Genomic DNA, 16,167 nt, shown 5'->3' on the forward strand with positions numbered 1-16,167 from the left:
CGAATTTTGCGAAAAAAGTAAATGACCGTAAATAATAGTCTAAAAAAGGCATATCACCATAACGTGGGGTTGATTTCTGTTTCGACTAAGCGCTTTCTTTGGGGCGTTCAGTCGAAATGGCATACGTTTTAACAAATTTCACCCCAGACTTTCTATGGATGAACCTTTAACAACCCAAAAGTTGCTTTAGTCGACTTTTCCAAGGAATCATTTCTATTTTCTTCTCTTCTTTCAAGCGTACCTTATTGATTTCATCATAATGGATTCCACAATTTTCACAACAGTTTTCTGGTTTTTTCAGCAATTTTTGCCCAAAATACCCGACTAACTGTGTACGAATACAGTCTTTTGTCTGAGTAATTTTATGCATTTTATCGACAGCACGATACTTTTCCAGTGCTAAATGGTTTAAACGCTCTTTAACTTGTTCCAACGTTTCTTGTTGCAGCCAGTAATCAAGAACACGAAAAGCGGTCTCACTAAGCTCTCCATTTTTCAACATTTGTGAAGGATATACTTGTTGATTTAGTAGTTCCTGATATCGATCAACATGACTAGCTGTTGGCAAATCGCCTGTTACAACAAATTTCGCAAGTTCCTCGTCACCATCACTATAAAGTAAAATTGCGAGCGCCGGTTGACCATCACGCCCTGCACGGCCAATTTCCTGCATGTAATTTTCTACATTAGAAGGCATCGTTTCATGGATGACCTGACGAATATCTGACTTATTGATACCCATACCAAAAGCATTTGTAGCCACAATCCAATCGAGTTCACCGTCTATAAATTGTTGCTGAATAAACTGACGGTCTTCAGCACCAAAGCCTGCATGATAAGCTGCAGCTCGTATACCAGCCTGTATAAGCGCTTCGCTATATTGTTCAGCACGCTTCCGCGAAGACATATATAATATACCCGGACCTGCCGTTTCTTTAACATGCTGCATAATCCAATGTGCTTTATCTGCCCTATCCTCAAATACGACACGCCCAAGATGAATATTAGGCCGATCCACATTGTACAAAAACTCAAATGGGGTATCTAGCGACAATGTATCTCGTAAATCATTGACTACTTTATTCGTCGCAGTCGCTGATAATGCTAAAACTGGTGGACGATTTACTTGCGAAAACCATTGTCCAATTCGTAAATAATCTGGTCGAAAATCAAAGCCCCACTGAGAAATACAGTGTGCTTCGTCCACTACGATAAGACCTAACTGCATTTGAGAAAGCTTGTCTTGAACTTGTTGCTGTAAAAGCATCTCTGGTGACGTAAAGATAAAACGAAACTGCTCTAAAAAATGTAACACATAGCGTTTTTCACTTACGGTTAAAAATGAGTTTAATGCAACTACTCTCTTTTCACCAAAGCGTTTTAGCTCCTCTACTTGATCCTGCATTAGAGAAAGTAAAGGAGAAACAATTAAAATTGGCTTCTGCAAGATATATCCTGGTAGCTGATAACAAAGTGATTTCCCCATTCCTGTTGGTAATAAAGCAATAACATCTTTTTCTTCTAGGATTGCTTCAATGACCTCTTTTTGGCCTGGACGAAATGTTGTATAGCCAAAATACTTTGCTAACGTTTGTTCAAGTTCCATTTACACTTCTCCTTTCGCGAGGACAAGCCTTAACTGGAAATAACTCATACCTTCAACTACTTCATGCAATGTTTTCAATTTCTTGGTTTGATATTGTTTCGATGCCTGCCAAACTTTTTCCGCTTCTTCATAGGAGACGAATGGACCAATTGAAAAGTTCGGTTCATTCATGGCTAATTCCACCAAATGATCCTCAATTGTACTTTGTTTTAGCTTCCTTATTTGCACAATCTGTTCAATTGAATAGCCCTGCTCATATAAATGTGCTGTTTGCTGCGCTGAATCGGTTAGTAATGCTTTTACTCTTAATTCCTCTGCCATTTTTCCAAGTAACGGATAATCATTTGACTGATGAACTTCATTTAAAAATGTATGTAGCACTTCTATAAACGCTAATTGACAATCTAAAACTGTTTCCTTCCGTTCACTCGCAAGCTGCTGCCACGTCCATCCTGGTAAACTATGACCACTTAACCGATAGAGGACAAGCTGTTTGTTGGCGTCTGATAAGGGTAACACAGAAAGCACCTGTTCACATTCCACCAATAATTGTTGCTGTAAATGCCCATCTTGATAGTTATGCTCGACTAAAAATGCACGAACCCAAGACTGAATATTCGTATCCCTACTAATAGGAGAAAATGAACGAACCCCAGCACTTTGAAAAGATAAACTTTGTACAATTAATGAGAACCTCGCAAAAAATACATGCTCATTTCCTCGATAGTGCCATCCATCAAATAAAAAATCAGGAGTCTGTTCCGCTCGTTGTAAACCTAGCTTTTTCATGGAATAGTGACCAGAATCCTGCATAGTTAACCAACTATATTGTAAAAACGAAGTTACGGCTTCATCAAATGTCTTCCTAGGTAACTTAGGTAATAGCCCAAAATAATTATGTAACTGAAATAGGCCGATGTCTTGAATAGTCTGACCTGAGCGCTTTCCTCTTAATACATGATATGCAGCAGAAATTGTTCTTTCATTATTTAGTTTTTGAAAGATTTGCAATAAAATTTGATGAAACATAGACGCAAATTCCTCCAATTTAATAGTATTTATGTTGAAATGTATGATAAACATCTTTAAAATGAGTATGAAGCTTTGTAGGAACATGTAAAAGGAGAGAATGAAAAATGGCTAAATACACAATTGTTGATAAAGATACATGCATCGCTTGTGGCGCTTGCGGGGCCGCAGCACCAGATATTTATGATTATGATGATGAAGGTATTGCCTTCGTTATTTTAGATGATAACATGGGAACTGCTGAAGTTCCAGAAGATCTACTAGAAGACATGCAAGATGCTTTCGAAGGATGCCCAACTGACTCAATCAAAGTAGCAGATGAAACTTTTGATGGCGACTCATTAAAATTTGAATAGTTTTAATTGTATCTTTAAAGGCACCCTTAACTGGGTGCCTTTATTTTTATCCTCACTTTACAAACACCAAAATTAGATTCATGATTAATTCCCCCAAGATATACATAATCGTTAGTTCTGTATATCAATTTAAAAGTTTTGCAGAAAATCCCCTTCATAGTAGAGATGAATTTTTTGTACTTTTCAACGTAAAGTTGGTCACTCTTTTCATCTTGTTATTGCAACCATTTTTTATGTATGATAAGATTTTAGTAGTTGGTACTAATAACAGATATTATTTCATAAAGGGGTTCTTATAGATGATGGATAATTTATTACAATTAAAAGATAAGAATATTGTCGTAATGGGCGTAGCAAACGATCGAAGTATTGCTTGGGGTATCGCAAAACGTTTATTTGACGTAGGTGCAAATGTTATTTTCACATATCGCCAAGAACGTTCATTAAAAAAATTACAAATGCAATTAGAGAAAATCGGACAAACTGATTCACTGATTGTACAATGTGATGTCAACAGCGACGAGAGTACAAAAGCAGCTTTCGAAGAAATTGGTACAAAAGTAGGCGTTATCCATGGTATCGTGCACTCAGTAGCCTTTGCTAATGCAGAAGATTTACACAATCGCTTCTTAAATACAACTCGTGATGGCTATGCATTTGCACAAGATACTAGTGCTTATTCTCTTATCTCAGCAGCAAATGCCGCACATCCTTATATGACTGAAGGCGGTTCTATCGTTACAATGAGCTACTTAGGAGCAGAGCGTGTCCTTGATGGCTACAATGTCATGGGGGTAGCGAAAGCTGCATTAGAAGCATCTATGCGATATCTTGCTGCAGATATCGGCAAAGATAATATTCGCGTTAACGCGATTTCAGCTGGAGCGATTCGCACACTTGCTGCAAAAGGGGTTCCTTCTTTCAATACAATTTTACACAAAATCGAAGAAACTGCTCCATTAAAACGTAATGTTCAACAAGACGAAGTGGCGGATATGACAATCGTGATGCTTTCTCACTTATCACGTGGTGTGACAGGTGAAACAATTTACATCGACGCTGGCTACAATATTATGGGATAAATACAAAGAAGCATGAAAGATCTTCATTGATCTCTCATGCTTCTTTGTTAGGCTCCATAAAGATTACCTTTTTCAGATTATCATACTGTTATTTTAGTACCTTTGGGGCTGGATAATCAAAGCCCTTTGTATCTACTTCTACCTTTTTCATTTTCTGATCTTTTATTGGTTTTTCACCATCTCGTTCAGCAGCAACAATAGCATCTACTGTTTCCATACCCTCGATTACTTTCCCAAAGGCAGCATAATCGCCATCAAGATGGGATGCTTCATTTACCATAATGAAAAATTGAGATCCCGCAGAGTTCGGATCACCCGAACGAGCCATTGAGATGACACCGCGTTCATGCTTCAAATCATTTTTAAAACCATTTGAAGAAAACTCACCTTCAATCGAATAGTCTGGACCACCTGTACCATTACCCGAAGGATCTCCGCCTTGAATCATAAAATCAGGGACAACTCGATGGAAAATAAGACCATCATAAAAACCTTTTTTAACTAAGGAAATAAAATTAGCTACAGTATTCGGCGCTGTAGAAGGTTCTAATTCGATTACGATTTTTTCATCATTGTTCATCGTAATCGTTACAATTGGATTTTCCTTCACCTTTGATGAGTAATCTACATTTTCTTCCGTTTTCTTTGCCTTATTGCCTTCCGATTGCCCACTTTCTTTAGCAGCTCCACAACCTGTCAAAACAAATGCTACCATCAGCAATGCAAAGACAATAGAAAATCCTTTATAACGTGCGAACATATCTTTCAACTCCTCTTTATCACCAGTCTACTCATTATACTATCAGATAGTTTACGACAAATCATTTTTATAATAATTAATGAAGAAGGCTATATTTATGGATGCGGACGAGAAAGTAAATAAGCTAAGCAAAAAAATACTATTTCTAGTGCCCTGCTGCAATGCGTTGTTGTTTAGCAATAATCACCTTTAACAAAAAGGATAATAAGCATGCTACGACTAAAAATACAGCAATCATTGCAATAACGCCTACCCAGCCGTAATGCATCCAGAATACCCCACCTACTGTTCCTCCAATACTTGAACCAAAATAATAGAAAAATAAATAGAGCGAGGAGGCTTGTGCTTTATCATGAGTGGCTCGTTTACTTACCCAACCACTAGCAATCGAGTGTGCTGCAAAAAAGCCAAATGTAAAGATTGTAATCCCCAAAATTTTCAAAGTAAGTAACCCATTTAATGTTAAAATCGCCCCTACAAACATGATTGCAATAGACAATAACAACATCTTTTGACGGCCATACTGATCAGCCAAACTACCGAACCAAGCAGAGCTAAACGTACCTACTAAATAAATTACAAAAATCCAACCAACAATCGTAGCACTTAAATTATAAGGTGGCGCCATCAATTTAAAGCCAATGTAGTTATAAAGAGTCACGAAGCTTCCCATCAATACAAAGCCAATACCAAAAAGACAAAGCATAGATGAATCCTTTAAATGCTGTAAAAGAGATGTCGCCAATGATTTTATCTGCAATGGACGTGCTGTAAAATGCTTGGAGTTAGGTAGCATCCAGATAAATAATACGCTAATCATAAGACTGATGATCCCCAGTACAATCATACCCACCTGCCAATTATAAAGATCCGTTAATGTCCCTATAATCACTCGTCCACTAAGCCCACCTACCGAATTACCACTTATGTATAATCCCATCGCAATACCTAAACTGGAGGGATCCATTTCCTCTCCTAAATAAGCCATTGCTATTGCTGGCAATCCTGCAAAAACAACGCCCTGTATAACACGTAAAACTAGTATCGTTTCAAAATTAGGAGAAAAGGCAAGTGCAAGTGTAATAATAGATGCCGCAAAAATAGAAATTGTCATCAAAGATTTTCTACCCCATGCCTCTGATAATGAGCCCACAATAATCATACTGATGGATAACGCAAAGGTTGTCACAGAGAGCGTTAAACTCGCAACTGCAGGTGATACATGAAATTCCTTCGCAAATGTTGGTAATAATGGCTGTGTTACATATAAATTGGCGAAGGTGATAAATCCTGCTAAAAATAAAGCCCAGTTTGCTTTATGAAACGCCTTTGTCCCCTTTTGAATGTGATTCATTTCTCTCTCTCCTTACGTTCTGCCAATTCTACTATTATTCTAATACAATAATCTTCAAAACACACGATAGTTCGTCAAAAAATAGACAAATTTAACTCTTTTATTATTATTATGCGCATGATTTTATTTGACATTTTTACCGCGATTCACATTTTCTTCATACAAATTTAGTTTTTATCTATTTCGAATTGGCAAATATTGTGTTACAGTGAAAGTAATCATTGGCAAAATGGGCTCAGATGACTAAACTATTTTCGTTCCACAGACTTGGAGGAATTTTCATGAAAATTATTGAAGCTTTAGCACTTTCAGCACCCTATATCCACCTTGCATTAAAAGAAGAGGCAATTGTGGCTGAAATATAAATAGAAACCTTGAAAACCTTAAGCAAAATATGGGGCAAATCAATGAAGCAACAAATGAACAGGCTCAGCTCGTTCAAGATTTTAGTGAAATCATTGAGGAGTTAACAGTTCTTAGTCATGAAATGAAGGGCTTTATGCATGATGCCTTAAAATAATAAAGAGGTGAATAACATTGCAAATTACAATTAATCCGGAATTATCTTTACGTACTGTCGAATTAGAAGATGCTAATGCCGTTTTTGCCTTAACAGATGCATCACGAGCATATTTACGTGAATGGTTGCCTTGGCTGGATTTTACAAAAGAAGTAGCAGATACAACGACATATATTGAAGGCTGTATAAAAGGACACGAAGCTAAAAGCAGCCTCTCTCTTGCCATCATTTTTCGAAATGAAATAGTCGGTATTGCTGGCTTTAATACTATTAATCATAGCAATAAGATAGCTGCTATCGGCTATTGGCTCAGTGAAGGCGCTCAAGGACATGGTATTATGACGAAGACTGTATTGGCATTATTACAGTATGCTTTTGAGGATTTACAACTCAATAAAGTCGAAATTCGCGCTGCTGTTGGCAACGCAAAAAGCCGTGCCATTCCTGAGCGGCTTGGCTTTACAAAAGAAGGAACGATTCGTGAAGCAGAGTGGCTTTATGACCATTATGTTGACCATGTCGCTTACGGTATGCTCGCTAGTGAGTGGAAACAAATTAAGGAAAAGTAAAAATAGTAGCCGCCCGATATCAGGCGGCTACTTTTTTTATTTTTGTTCAACTGCTTCTTTTATCTCGTCTTGCGTTTCACTAGTTAAAGCTGGTGCTTGCTCTCCTAAGCCTACTGCTATTCGCTCTAGCTCTGGACGCAATGTATGTTTACCTGCATAGCTTTCAATTAGTTCCTTCACATCAATCCCTGAAGTTTCCTTTAACGATTCCTGTAATGTTGACATTAAATTCGTTGCGTAGGCAGTTACTTTATTAGCACCGCCTCCTCCTTCTCCACCGCCAGTATCAACAACCGTAATTTTATCGATATTGCCAAGTGGACTCGCAAGCTCTTTCGCATATTCTGGCATCATGCGTACAATCATATCGAGGACAGCTGCTTGACCATAGTATTCGAATGCTTCCGCAATTTTACGCTTTGCCTCGGCTTCGGCTAGACCACGAAGACGAATAATATCTGCATCTGTTTCCCCTTTTGCACGATCAGCATCCGCTTTTGCAAGACCATCCAAACGAATTTTTTCTGCTTCGGCTTGTGCCAATGATTCGATACGGTATTTCTCCGCATCCGCCTGCGCTAGTTCACGCATTTTGGCTGCCGCTGCATTTTGCTCGATAGCATAACGATCAGCATCAGCCTTTTTCTTAACTTCTGAATCGTATTGCTTCTCACGACGTAAAATTTCCTTTTCTTCTAATTCAATTTGCTTTTGACGCTCGATAATGCGAATTTGCATTTCTTGTTCAGTAACTTCCTGCTTTGCTCGAGCCGTTTCAAGTTCATACGCTTGGTCAGCACGCGCCTTAGCGATATCTTGCTCACGACGGAATTCTGCTACCTTTAATTGATTTTCTTTTTCTGCTTCTGCAATTTCTGTCGCACGTTCAAGTTCTGCCTTTTGTGCTTCTTTCGATGCTTCAGCGCGCTTAATACGTGTTTCCTTTTCTGCATCTGCGGTAGCTATATCCGCATCACGTTTAACCTGTGCAATACGTGGCTTACCAAGGGATTCTAAGTAGCCATTTTTATCACGTACATCTTTAATCGTAAAGGAAACGATTGTCAGACCCATCTTCGCCAAGTCCTGAGACGCAACACGTTGTACTTCCTGAGAGAACTTATCACGGTTTTTATAAATTTCCTCAACCGTCATTGAACCTAAGATCGAACGTAAATGTCCTTCTAATACTTCACGCGCCTCATTTTCACGCTCATCCTTTTGCTTTCCTAAAAACTGCTCCGCCGCAGTAGCAATTTCAGAAATGGAACCACCGATTTTTATGATAGCTGTTCCATCAGCCATAACCGGTACACCCTGTTCCGTATACACTTCAGGTGTTGTCACATCAAGCTTACTAGACAATAAGCTTAATGGCTGTCCTTGCTGGAAAATCGGGAAAACGAATGTACCGCCACCTCGGATAATTTTTATACGATTTCCTGACTCATCTTTATGTACATTTTTTGAGCCAAGATAGCTACCAGTTACAATCAGTGCTTCATCAGGACCCACTGTACGATACTTTGTCACATACATTGCAACTAGTGCAATTAAAACAAAGGCTACAATCCCTATAACAATTAAAATCTCCATTGACATATAAATATCGCCCCTTTATAAAAATTTCTTATCATAAGATCTCACAAAAAGTGTTCCTTCCTTCACTTCTACAACAAGTACCGTCGTATCGTAATCGATAGCCTCATTGTCAAATCCTGTTGCTCGCTTCGAAATCATTCCACTAGTCGTTTCAATAACTACCTCTCCAAAACCATCAGTCGGGATTGGAACAATAACTTTTCCTAACTGTCCGCCAAGCGATTCTTCTGTATAAGCTAACGATACATCGGCCGATCGTAGCGGAACAAGAACAAATAAATAAAATAGTGCACTTAAAATAGCTCCGATGATAAAAGCAGCAACAATGTTCCAAACGCTAGGGAAGAAGGCTAATTTTTCTAAAATAAATCCTGTTGCTGACATCAACGTAATGAAAGATAGAATGACACTTGGATTAAAAATCGGTAGCCCCTCACCAATGCCCTCGACAGCATCACTAAAAAACGTAAATAATAGAGTTGCAAGACCCCCGAATATTAATCCCACTAAAAAGATCTGCTCGAGTGAATAGCCAAATAGCGTCAAGTTGTTCACCCCTTTTCATTGTATTACCTACTATACGGATGAAGCTTGCAAAAAGTTTCGGAATTTTTCTCATTTTTCAAACAAAAAGGAGCATTGAAACACCCTGCTCCTAAATATTATGTATAAAATTATCATTCATTTTATGTTATTTACATTACTTTATTATGAGCACTTGTACATCATGTCTCCCGTATTGAACTGCTATTTTTTCAGATTCTACAAGTATGTCTAACCTGTATCCTTTAATAGCTCCCCCTTTATCAGCAGCAATCGCCTTAAATCTTTCATTACGGGTTTGAATTTCAACAATTGTTCCTAATGGAATAATTGTTGGATCAACGGCTACAATTCTTAAATTCTTAAAATATATTGTTTCCTGAACATTAATTCCTGTAGCAGTAATACCACTACATCCTCTACAGTCATTACTATAATACGTTGCGTGAAAATTTCTCCACTCCGTATTAATCTTATTGTTCAAACTAGAATATTGTTTCTCTAAGTTATGCTGTTCTTTTCTAATTTTCTCTTCATGCATTCGTTGCTTTAATTCTAGTTGCATTTGATATTTTTGTTTTTTTATTTGCTCCACCTTACTACGAATTGTAGTGATTGCATTTTCATAACTATTCTTGGGTGTATTTTGAAATATTTTGTTCAAGTCTAAGTTATTATTCCCACACTTTTCATCATCTTTTATGAATAAGGAGAAAAGTAAGATAAGGAATATGAATAAAATGATTTTATATTGATTCATATGATACTGTTAACTCCAATAGAGCCCCTTATGGACCGTTAAATATGTATTTTTATAGTTTTATGTATAAGTACTAATTAATTTACTAGTGCATTCATTTTTTAAAAAAGCTTCTATCACTTTCATTACTTCCCACTCCAAATGATCCATCTCTTTTGAAATAGTTAAATTTAAATCACCCATTTCTTCATACGCTAATGCCATCGCATGATAATCTACCATTAATCCCTTTTCATTTTTTCTAATAGTCATACAACCCCTTCCTTTCAAGTTATTTAGCTAATCATTTACCCTGTCTTTTTAATTGTCTTTAAGAAAATAATTTGCTTCTTATGTATATCCATAAAAGTTAGGTCTATTAGTTTTGTAATATTCATTAATTTATTTAATACAAACATTTTTTTATGGTATTTTATCCCCAAAAGCTTACCCAATTGATTGGGCTAAAGATATCTTTATTATCAATTGCTTCATTTCCGCAAGTATTAGCATTAATTCATAATTATCATTATAATATTTCCTATTAATTCATCTAAATATTTTTGAGCTGCCGTTTTAGAATGAAACTTCTTAGAATAAACAAAAGCATCTTCCTCTTGAACTAATCTCCATTTATTACTCATACTATCTTTTACTACAATAACTCCGTATTTTTTGTAAACAGATTCAGCGTATTTTGTATATATCACCTATCATTCCTTTCATGATTTGGGTTTACCATTCTTTAAATACACTTAACCATTTCCTGGACAATCCTCCTTATGTTTTTTGTTTGATTAAAATTTTTCATCTTTGCTATGTAAACAATCGCCAGTGCCTCAGCATCTATCATGCTGATTCTACCTCTCGATTGTTCAACTATTTCAGATGCAAAATCCTTCACTAAATACTTCTCCATTTAAAAACACCTCTTATTTTATATTAATTCATCTATAATGATTCTATGACACTACCTGCTGCAATCAATTCAATTTCTCTAAAATTTTATGTCCTGGATAGTAAATATTTAAATAATCTTTGAGACTTTTTAAACATGTAATAGTGTTATCGATAATGGATTTTCTTTGAAAACCATTATATAAATAAATAATATTTTGGAATTCTACAACATAATAAATATTTTCTTTATTGTCATCCAACTGCACTAAACTATCATAATAGATATCTAATTCTTGTGATTTTTTATAAATAAATTTGGTATCACCTATTCCCTTTATTAGTTCGACCTCATCATCATTCCATTTATCCATAAGAATTAAACTGGAAAGTGAGCTATCCATACATTCACACGCAAGAGCATTACCTCCTTCGTCATTTAAAATCACATTTGATATGCTCCCATAGAAATCATTCATTAACTCTAAGGAAATATCTCTATCCTTATAGATTACTAGTTCTAATATTGCCGTTGTCTCCTTATCATTCATTTATATCCCTCCTTAATCTTTGCTATAACAAGTACTGTATCAATTAAATATATATTTGTTTCCATTTTAACACGAACAAACGTTCGTTTTCAAGTTTATTTTTAGCGAATATTTACAATTTCATATATTTTAAAAGACGGATTGTAATATTAAGTGCAACACCCAGAAGTAAATATAAAGGAAGCCCATAACGACCTTGTGTAGAATGTAATTACCAAAAAGTCTCGCGAAATAAGAGGAAGATTAGACATTGGTACACCAATTTCTAATCGCATAAAAGAAGTACGTAAACGTGAAACCTTTGGACATTGGGAGTTAGATACAGTTGTATCTGGACGTGGAAAAGCAAAAGGTAGTGTAGCAACATTTATTGAGCGAATGACACGGTGGTATGTTGGTTTTTTGATACCGGATCGCTCAGCCCAATCAATGGAAAGAGCAGTACGTCTACTTCATACTAAATTACCAAAAGACACTATAAAAACAGCCACAACAGACCGAGGTAAAGAATTTAGCTGAAGTGTTAGAAAAAGACTTGAAAATTGATGTTTATTTTGCAGATGCCTATTTTGGAAACGCGGAAGTAACGAAAATGGAAATGGGTTACTTCGCGAGTTCTTCCCTAAGCAAACAAATTTAGATGAAGTATCACCAGAAGAACTATCAGAAGCATTAAACTATATCAACAACCGCCCAAGAAAATGTCTTAGTTGGAAAACTGCAAACGAGGCATTTTGATGAGCAACTGTTGCAATTAATTTGACAAATTACCAAATAAAAAAAACTGGTATTCACCAGTTCTATAACTCAATATAAAAAAAACCATAATTTGTTCTCATAAAATCAAAATCTAGCTTATGCTGGAGTATAGAATAACTAACATACTTACTATCTTTGTTTACATACCCAGTATCATATTTACTAGCAACTTTATCTAGAATTTCTTTATTTAGCACTTTTTCTTCTTGATGTTTGATCAATTCCCATATATACCACATCATACCGGATACTTGCATTGTACTTGCTATCAAATTACTGTTATCAAAAATTGATTTTGCTAAATCCAAAGCTCTATTTCCAAACGATGCCCTAAGCTGAATATCCTCACCCTTAGCATTTGCTTTTTTGAAAATATAAGTACTATCTGAAAAATATTTTTGGCCCTGCTTTGGTTGTACACTCGTTGAAGATACTTTATCTAACCTCTCCAACCTCCAATATAAATCTTCTGAGATTTCTATTGTTCTAGTGTACCCCTTACTATTTCTCAATTTAGCATGGAATTTTCCATTGTCATTCTTCAAATCTTCCATCTTTAAATTCAAGATCTCACTATAGCCCTCCCCCTTAATTCCCTCAAATAAACATAGGAGAAATACGGCATGTCTTTGATCGTCAAATAAATGCATATACGTTAATAATTGCACTCTTGTATATCGTACAATTGACGCTTTATAGACAAATTTACTACAGTATTCCATATCAATACTACTTGGGAGCCTTTGTGAACGATTACTTGTATAGCCGTTCATAATCGCCCAGTTTATATATCTTGCAATAAAACTAATAGAAGCACTTATGGATTGTGGGCTTGGTGACTTTAAACTATAAAATAACTCTTCCAGCTCTACCTTATTCATATCAAATATATCTTTATTTTTTTGATATTCTAGCAACGTTGCTTTATTAAATAACGATAAATAAGTAGTAAGGCTGTTTTCTTGGATATCTAATGATTTTAAATACCATTCTTTAATATCTTTATTAAAGACATTATCTTTAAGCATTTTTCACACCTCATTCTTGAATTAATTGTTTAAATACATTTTGAATTTTTGTTCTACTACGTGAACTGAAACTACCATATTTAAGAATACCAATTTCGTCCCATAAAGGATTATCGATTGTAAATTCAATTTTGTCTAAAATCTTATTTAAGTTTTCAAATGAAATATTATTTTCAAACATTCTAGCAGCTAATTCAATGTGACCTATAAACATTCTGCTTTTAAACATTAAAGAATTTTTATCAAATAAATTTGTTTTATAGTACGCAAAAAGATACATCATAAAGTCATTTATCACTTTAGCCACTTTCATGACTTCTAGACGATTTTCTAAATGAAAGCTATTATCGATAGCATTAGACAATTCTGAAAAGGTAACTACTTCACCATATGAATATTTAACATTAGAATTTGATGTAATTCTCCCTTTTAATTCTCCATCAGCTTTTAATTCAATGACAACCTCGTCTGATAATTTATCTTTAGCCAATTCTTGTAATCTCGGTTTAGGGATTGGATTGGCTTTTGCCATATCTACTTGAACCCGTTTACATTGAGCCTCTGTCATATTAGAAAAAATGACAATCATATTTCCTTCCAAATCGGCCTTCTTCATATATGCATTATAGATCGAGAAAGTTCTATGTGCCCCGTCTAAAACATCTAATAAAGTACCTTCTAACAATGTAAGAGATTTTTCTCTTTCATCATAAAAAAATTCCATCCCATCCGTTCCAGAGCCTACTTTTGCATTGTAGCGTAAAGTAGAAGTTATTAAATCTCCCTCTATAGTTTGTTTTTCAATATCTCGTAAAGATTTTGGATTTAAATTCATTACCTCGATAATCCCATTTTCCACTTTTTTCTTTCTTGCTTGACGCTGAATATTTGGGTTATACATCGTAACACCACTCATCCAAAGCTTACCAATAACTGAGTTTGGAATTACTGCGACATACTCATTATGTCCTGTTTTAAGAACATTCACAAAAGTATATGGTAACGTGATAGTTTCTTCATACGGTGATTCTTTTATGTATAATCTTAATTCTTTCATTTCTGAAGGATTAAGCCATTCTTCTGACCAGTCATCACCAGTGTCTGCAAATTTTAAATAAAGCTGTTCTCCTAGCAATAATAGTTCCTGTAAATTCGCTTCTCTAAGTATATTCTCGTCATTAATCATTTCAAGGATATTACCTATGCTTATGTTATGTTTATGAAGCTGTATAGAAATCTCATCTAAAATTAAATGATTTTGAACTAACAAGGGTATTTTTGCTTTAATATCTTCAATTAATAGTTCTTTAGTTTTTCCAATCTTCAATTCTCCACACTCCCTCATTTTTCCAATTTAAGTATAATTAATTTAATAGTAACACACGCAAATTTAAAATGTAATATTTTTTAAATTAATTTACTTAAAATATACTTTGTAGTTACTTTACATCAGTAAAAATTAGAAATTTACGCAAATTAATAAATTAATTAATTTAAAATATTGATTTATTTTAAAATAGATTTATAATAGAAAAAAGCATAAATATGGAAAAACAAAAGGAGATGAAGTTATGGCTTTTCAAACAAGTAAAGATACAAAATATATGCAACTAGTATTATCAGATACAACAGTCATTAAAGAACTGCTAACATATAGAGGTTCAATTGACGATACAAATTTTAATCAAGGCATTTGTGCAACAAATTCTTTAAAAATGAACACAGATGTCATCAGTTTATTCGCTGATTTAGATGAATTAATTGAAAAATCATTAAATGAAGAGCAGATTTTGCTGTTGGAGTATATTGTTAAAGACTATTCTCATTATACTATAGGAAAAATTTTAGGAATACCTGTTAAAACAGTAGGAAGTAGATTTAATACCATTTGTCTTAGAATTAAACAGGAGAACGATAGACAGTGGAGAAAAGTTACCTATATAAATACATTACATTTAAAAACAAAAAGATGTAGTAAATGTAATGATATTCTTCCAGCAACAGATGAATTTTTTAGTTTAAATAGTAGCAGTAAAGATTTATTCCATTCACAATGTAAGAAATGCAAAAAATAAACGGTTCGTTCGTTTGGGCGAAAAAAGTGGATTTACATATACACTAGTCACCTTAATAAGTAGAAGGAGAATACATATGAAATTACAATTACCTAATACGATAATTGAATTGAATTTAGAGCTTCCAATAGAGGATAGAGTTCAATACATACAATCCATTCTAGAAAATGAGAAAACCGTTTATCGAGGAGAGGAGATCACACTGGACGTATATTTAAGTTCAACCTCTCAAACTCATAATACAATCGTTTTATTAGATATGCTAGGCTATTATATGACAAAAGGATATTTCACTAAAGAAGAACTGATACTAGAAGAAGAAAACTTAAAGTATATTAAGGAAACTAAAAAGCGAAATAAAAGACGTAGAGAAATAACAAAATTACTTAAAAACCAAAATTCACAACATCGATTGCAAGATAATTACGTACTCTCTCACTATAAGCAAAAAGAAATTAAAAAAGGCTCTAGCAGACATAACACATTTTCAAATACTTCTTATTTTGAAGCTATCGCCTTTGGTATTGAAGATGTGGAAGAAGATTCTATCTAATACGTGAATTAATTTAAAATACATACTAATAAAATGAAATTTTCTAATAGGGCTGTAATTTAGGTTAAACCTTTTTACAGACCTACCATGAAGGTTTCATATCAATAAAAGAGGGATCTGACTTAAAGTAATGTTTATGAAAAA

At 34.7% G+C, this 16,167-nt stretch carries 20 protein-coding genes and 1 pseudogene; 8 read left to right on the forward strand and 13 right to left on the reverse strand.

Annotated elements, in window-relative coordinates; translation table 11 throughout:
• Positions 1–166 precede the first annotated feature (166 nt).
• Positions 167–1,606, reverse strand: coding sequence for a RecQ family ATP-dependent DNA helicase (locus tag ACZ11_RS13480; RefSeq protein ID WP_049666844.1), 1,440 nt, complete (start codon positions 1,604–1,606; stop codon positions 167–169).
• Positions 1,607–2,635: a helix-turn-helix domain-containing protein gene (locus tag ACZ11_RS13485; protein WP_049666848.1), complete on the reverse strand. Its 1,029-nt coding sequence runs from the start codon at positions 2,633–2,635 to the stop codon at positions 1,607–1,609.
• 107 nt (positions 2,636–2,742) lie between these two features.
• Here ACZ11_RS13485 and ACZ11_RS13490 point away from each other — a divergent pair, with 107 nt between their 5' ends.
• Together ACZ11_RS13490 and ACZ11_RS13495 are read left to right on the forward strand one after the other, a co-directional pair.
• A complete protein-coding gene (locus ACZ11_RS13490; protein WP_004232564.1) occupies positions 2,743–2,991 on the forward strand; it encodes a ferredoxin in 249 nt (82 codons plus the stop codon).
• Positions 2,992–3,290: 299 nt separating this feature from the next.
• Positions 3,291–4,073 (forward strand): enoyl-ACP reductase FabI, encoded by a 783-nt coding sequence (locus tag ACZ11_RS13495; RefSeq protein WP_082172774.1) that lies wholly within the window; start codon positions 3,291–3,293, stop codon positions 4,071–4,073.
• A gap of 88 nt (positions 4,074–4,161) precedes the next feature.
• Here ACZ11_RS13495 and ACZ11_RS13500 read toward each other — a convergent pair whose 3' ends face one another.
• Together ACZ11_RS13500 and ACZ11_RS13505 are read right to left on the reverse strand one after the other, a co-directional pair.
• Complete coding sequence (locus ACZ11_RS13500) at positions 4,162–4,833, reverse strand: peptidylprolyl isomerase (RefSeq protein WP_049666851.1); 672 nt, start codon at positions 4,831–4,833, stop codon at positions 4,162–4,164.
• 145 nt (positions 4,834–4,978) lie between these two features.
• A complete protein-coding gene (locus tag ACZ11_RS13505) occupies positions 4,979–6,187 on the reverse strand; it encodes an MFS transporter (RefSeq protein WP_049666853.1) in 1,209 nt (402 codons plus the stop codon).
• 239 nt (positions 6,188–6,426) lie between these two features.
• Here ACZ11_RS13505 and ACZ11_RS27265 point away from each other — a divergent pair, with 239 nt between their 5' ends.
• The 3 genes from ACZ11_RS27265 to ACZ11_RS13510 are packed head-to-tail and all read left to right on the forward strand — an operon-like array spanning position 6,427 to position 7,276.
• Positions 6,427–6,552 carry a hypothetical protein gene (locus ACZ11_RS27265; RefSeq protein WP_269079320.1) on the forward strand — a complete coding sequence of 42 codons (126 nt, stop codon included), beginning with the start codon at positions 6,427–6,429 and terminating at the stop codon, positions 6,550–6,552.
• Between the two features lie 29 nt (positions 6,553–6,581).
• A complete protein-coding gene (locus tag ACZ11_RS27270) occupies positions 6,582–6,707 on the forward strand; it encodes a hypothetical protein (protein ID WP_269079321.1) in 126 nt (41 codons plus the stop codon).
• Between the two features lie 17 nt (positions 6,708–6,724).
• A complete protein-coding gene (locus ACZ11_RS13510) occupies positions 6,725–7,276 on the forward strand; it encodes a GNAT family N-acetyltransferase (RefSeq protein ID WP_049666856.1) in 552 nt (183 codons plus the stop codon).
• A gap of 36 nt (positions 7,277–7,312) precedes the next feature.
• On the opposite strand, the gene ACZ11_RS13515 is transcribed toward ACZ11_RS13510, so the two are convergent.
• The 7 genes from ACZ11_RS13515 to ACZ11_RS13540 form a co-directional block, all read right to left on the reverse strand.
• Positions 7,313–8,878 (reverse strand): flotillin family protein, encoded by a 1,566-nt coding sequence (locus ACZ11_RS13515; RefSeq protein ID WP_049666859.1) that lies wholly within the window; start codon positions 8,876–8,878, stop codon positions 7,313–7,315.
• A gap of 15 nt (positions 8,879–8,893) precedes the next feature.
• The gene (locus ACZ11_RS13520) at positions 8,894–9,424 is read right to left on the reverse strand and encodes an NfeD family protein (protein WP_049666861.1); all 531 of its coding nucleotides are present in this window, start codon (positions 9,422–9,424) and stop codon (positions 8,894–8,896) included.
• 154 nt (positions 9,425–9,578) lie between these two features.
• The gene (locus tag ACZ11_RS13525) at positions 9,579–10,181 is read right to left on the reverse strand and encodes a 3D domain-containing protein (protein ID WP_049666864.1); all 603 of its coding nucleotides are present in this window, start codon (positions 10,179–10,181) and stop codon (positions 9,579–9,581) included.
• 60 nt (positions 10,182–10,241) lie between these two features.
• Complete coding sequence (locus ACZ11_RS13530; RefSeq protein ID WP_049666867.1) at positions 10,242–10,433, reverse strand: hypothetical protein; 192 nt, start codon at positions 10,431–10,433, stop codon at positions 10,242–10,244.
• 239 nt (positions 10,434–10,672) lie between these two features.
• Positions 10,673–10,870, reverse strand: a complete 198-nt coding sequence (locus ACZ11_RS26320) for a hypothetical protein (protein ID WP_049666868.1) — start codon at positions 10,868–10,870, stop codon at positions 10,673–10,675.
• Between the two features lie 35 nt (positions 10,871–10,905).
• Positions 10,906–11,079 carry a hypothetical protein gene (locus ACZ11_RS26325; protein WP_161804460.1) on the reverse strand — a complete coding sequence of 58 codons (174 nt, stop codon included), beginning with the start codon at positions 11,077–11,079 and terminating at the stop codon, positions 10,906–10,908.
• A 64-nt stretch (positions 11,080–11,143) separates the two neighbouring features.
• Positions 11,144–11,608: a hypothetical protein gene (locus tag ACZ11_RS13540; RefSeq protein WP_049666871.1), complete on the reverse strand. Its 465-nt coding sequence runs from the start codon at positions 11,606–11,608 to the stop codon at positions 11,144–11,146.
• A 216-nt stretch (positions 11,609–11,824) separates the two neighbouring features.
• On the opposite strand from ACZ11_RS13540, the pseudogene ACZ11_RS25280 reads away from it, so the two are divergent.
• Positions 11,825–12,371: pseudogene (locus ACZ11_RS25280) on the forward strand (IS30 family transposase); the annotation flags it as partial.
• 37 nt (positions 12,372–12,408) lie between these two features.
• Here the strand turns inward: ACZ11_RS25280 and ACZ11_RS13545 are convergent.
• On the reverse strand, positions 12,409–13,395 hold the full coding sequence (locus tag ACZ11_RS13545) for a phage lytic cycle repressor MrpR family protein (protein WP_049666874.1): 987 nt from the start codon (positions 13,393–13,395) through the stop codon (positions 12,409–12,411).
• 10 nt (positions 13,396–13,405) lie between these two features.
• Positions 13,406–14,722: a ParB N-terminal domain-containing protein gene (locus tag ACZ11_RS13550; protein ID WP_049666877.1), complete on the reverse strand. Its 1,317-nt coding sequence runs from the start codon at positions 14,720–14,722 to the stop codon at positions 13,406–13,408.
• A 244-nt stretch (positions 14,723–14,966) separates the two neighbouring features.
• Between ACZ11_RS13550 and ACZ11_RS13555 the strand changes: the two genes are divergently transcribed.
• Positions 14,967–15,470, forward strand: coding sequence for a sigma-70 RNA polymerase sigma factor region 4 domain-containing protein (locus tag ACZ11_RS13555; RefSeq protein WP_049666879.1), 504 nt, complete (start codon positions 14,967–14,969; stop codon positions 15,468–15,470).
• Positions 15,471–15,546: 76 nt separating this feature from the next.
• Positions 15,547–16,023: a hypothetical protein gene (locus ACZ11_RS13560; protein ID WP_049666880.1), complete on the forward strand. Its 477-nt coding sequence runs from the start codon at positions 15,547–15,549 to the stop codon at positions 16,021–16,023.
• Positions 16,024–16,167: the final 144 nt, after the last annotated feature.

The sequence above is a fragment of the Lysinibacillus xylanilyticus genome (assembly GCF_001183605.1).
Taxonomy (GTDB): Bacteria; Bacillota; Bacilli; order Bacillales_A; family Planococcaceae; genus Lysinibacillus; species Lysinibacillus xylanilyticus.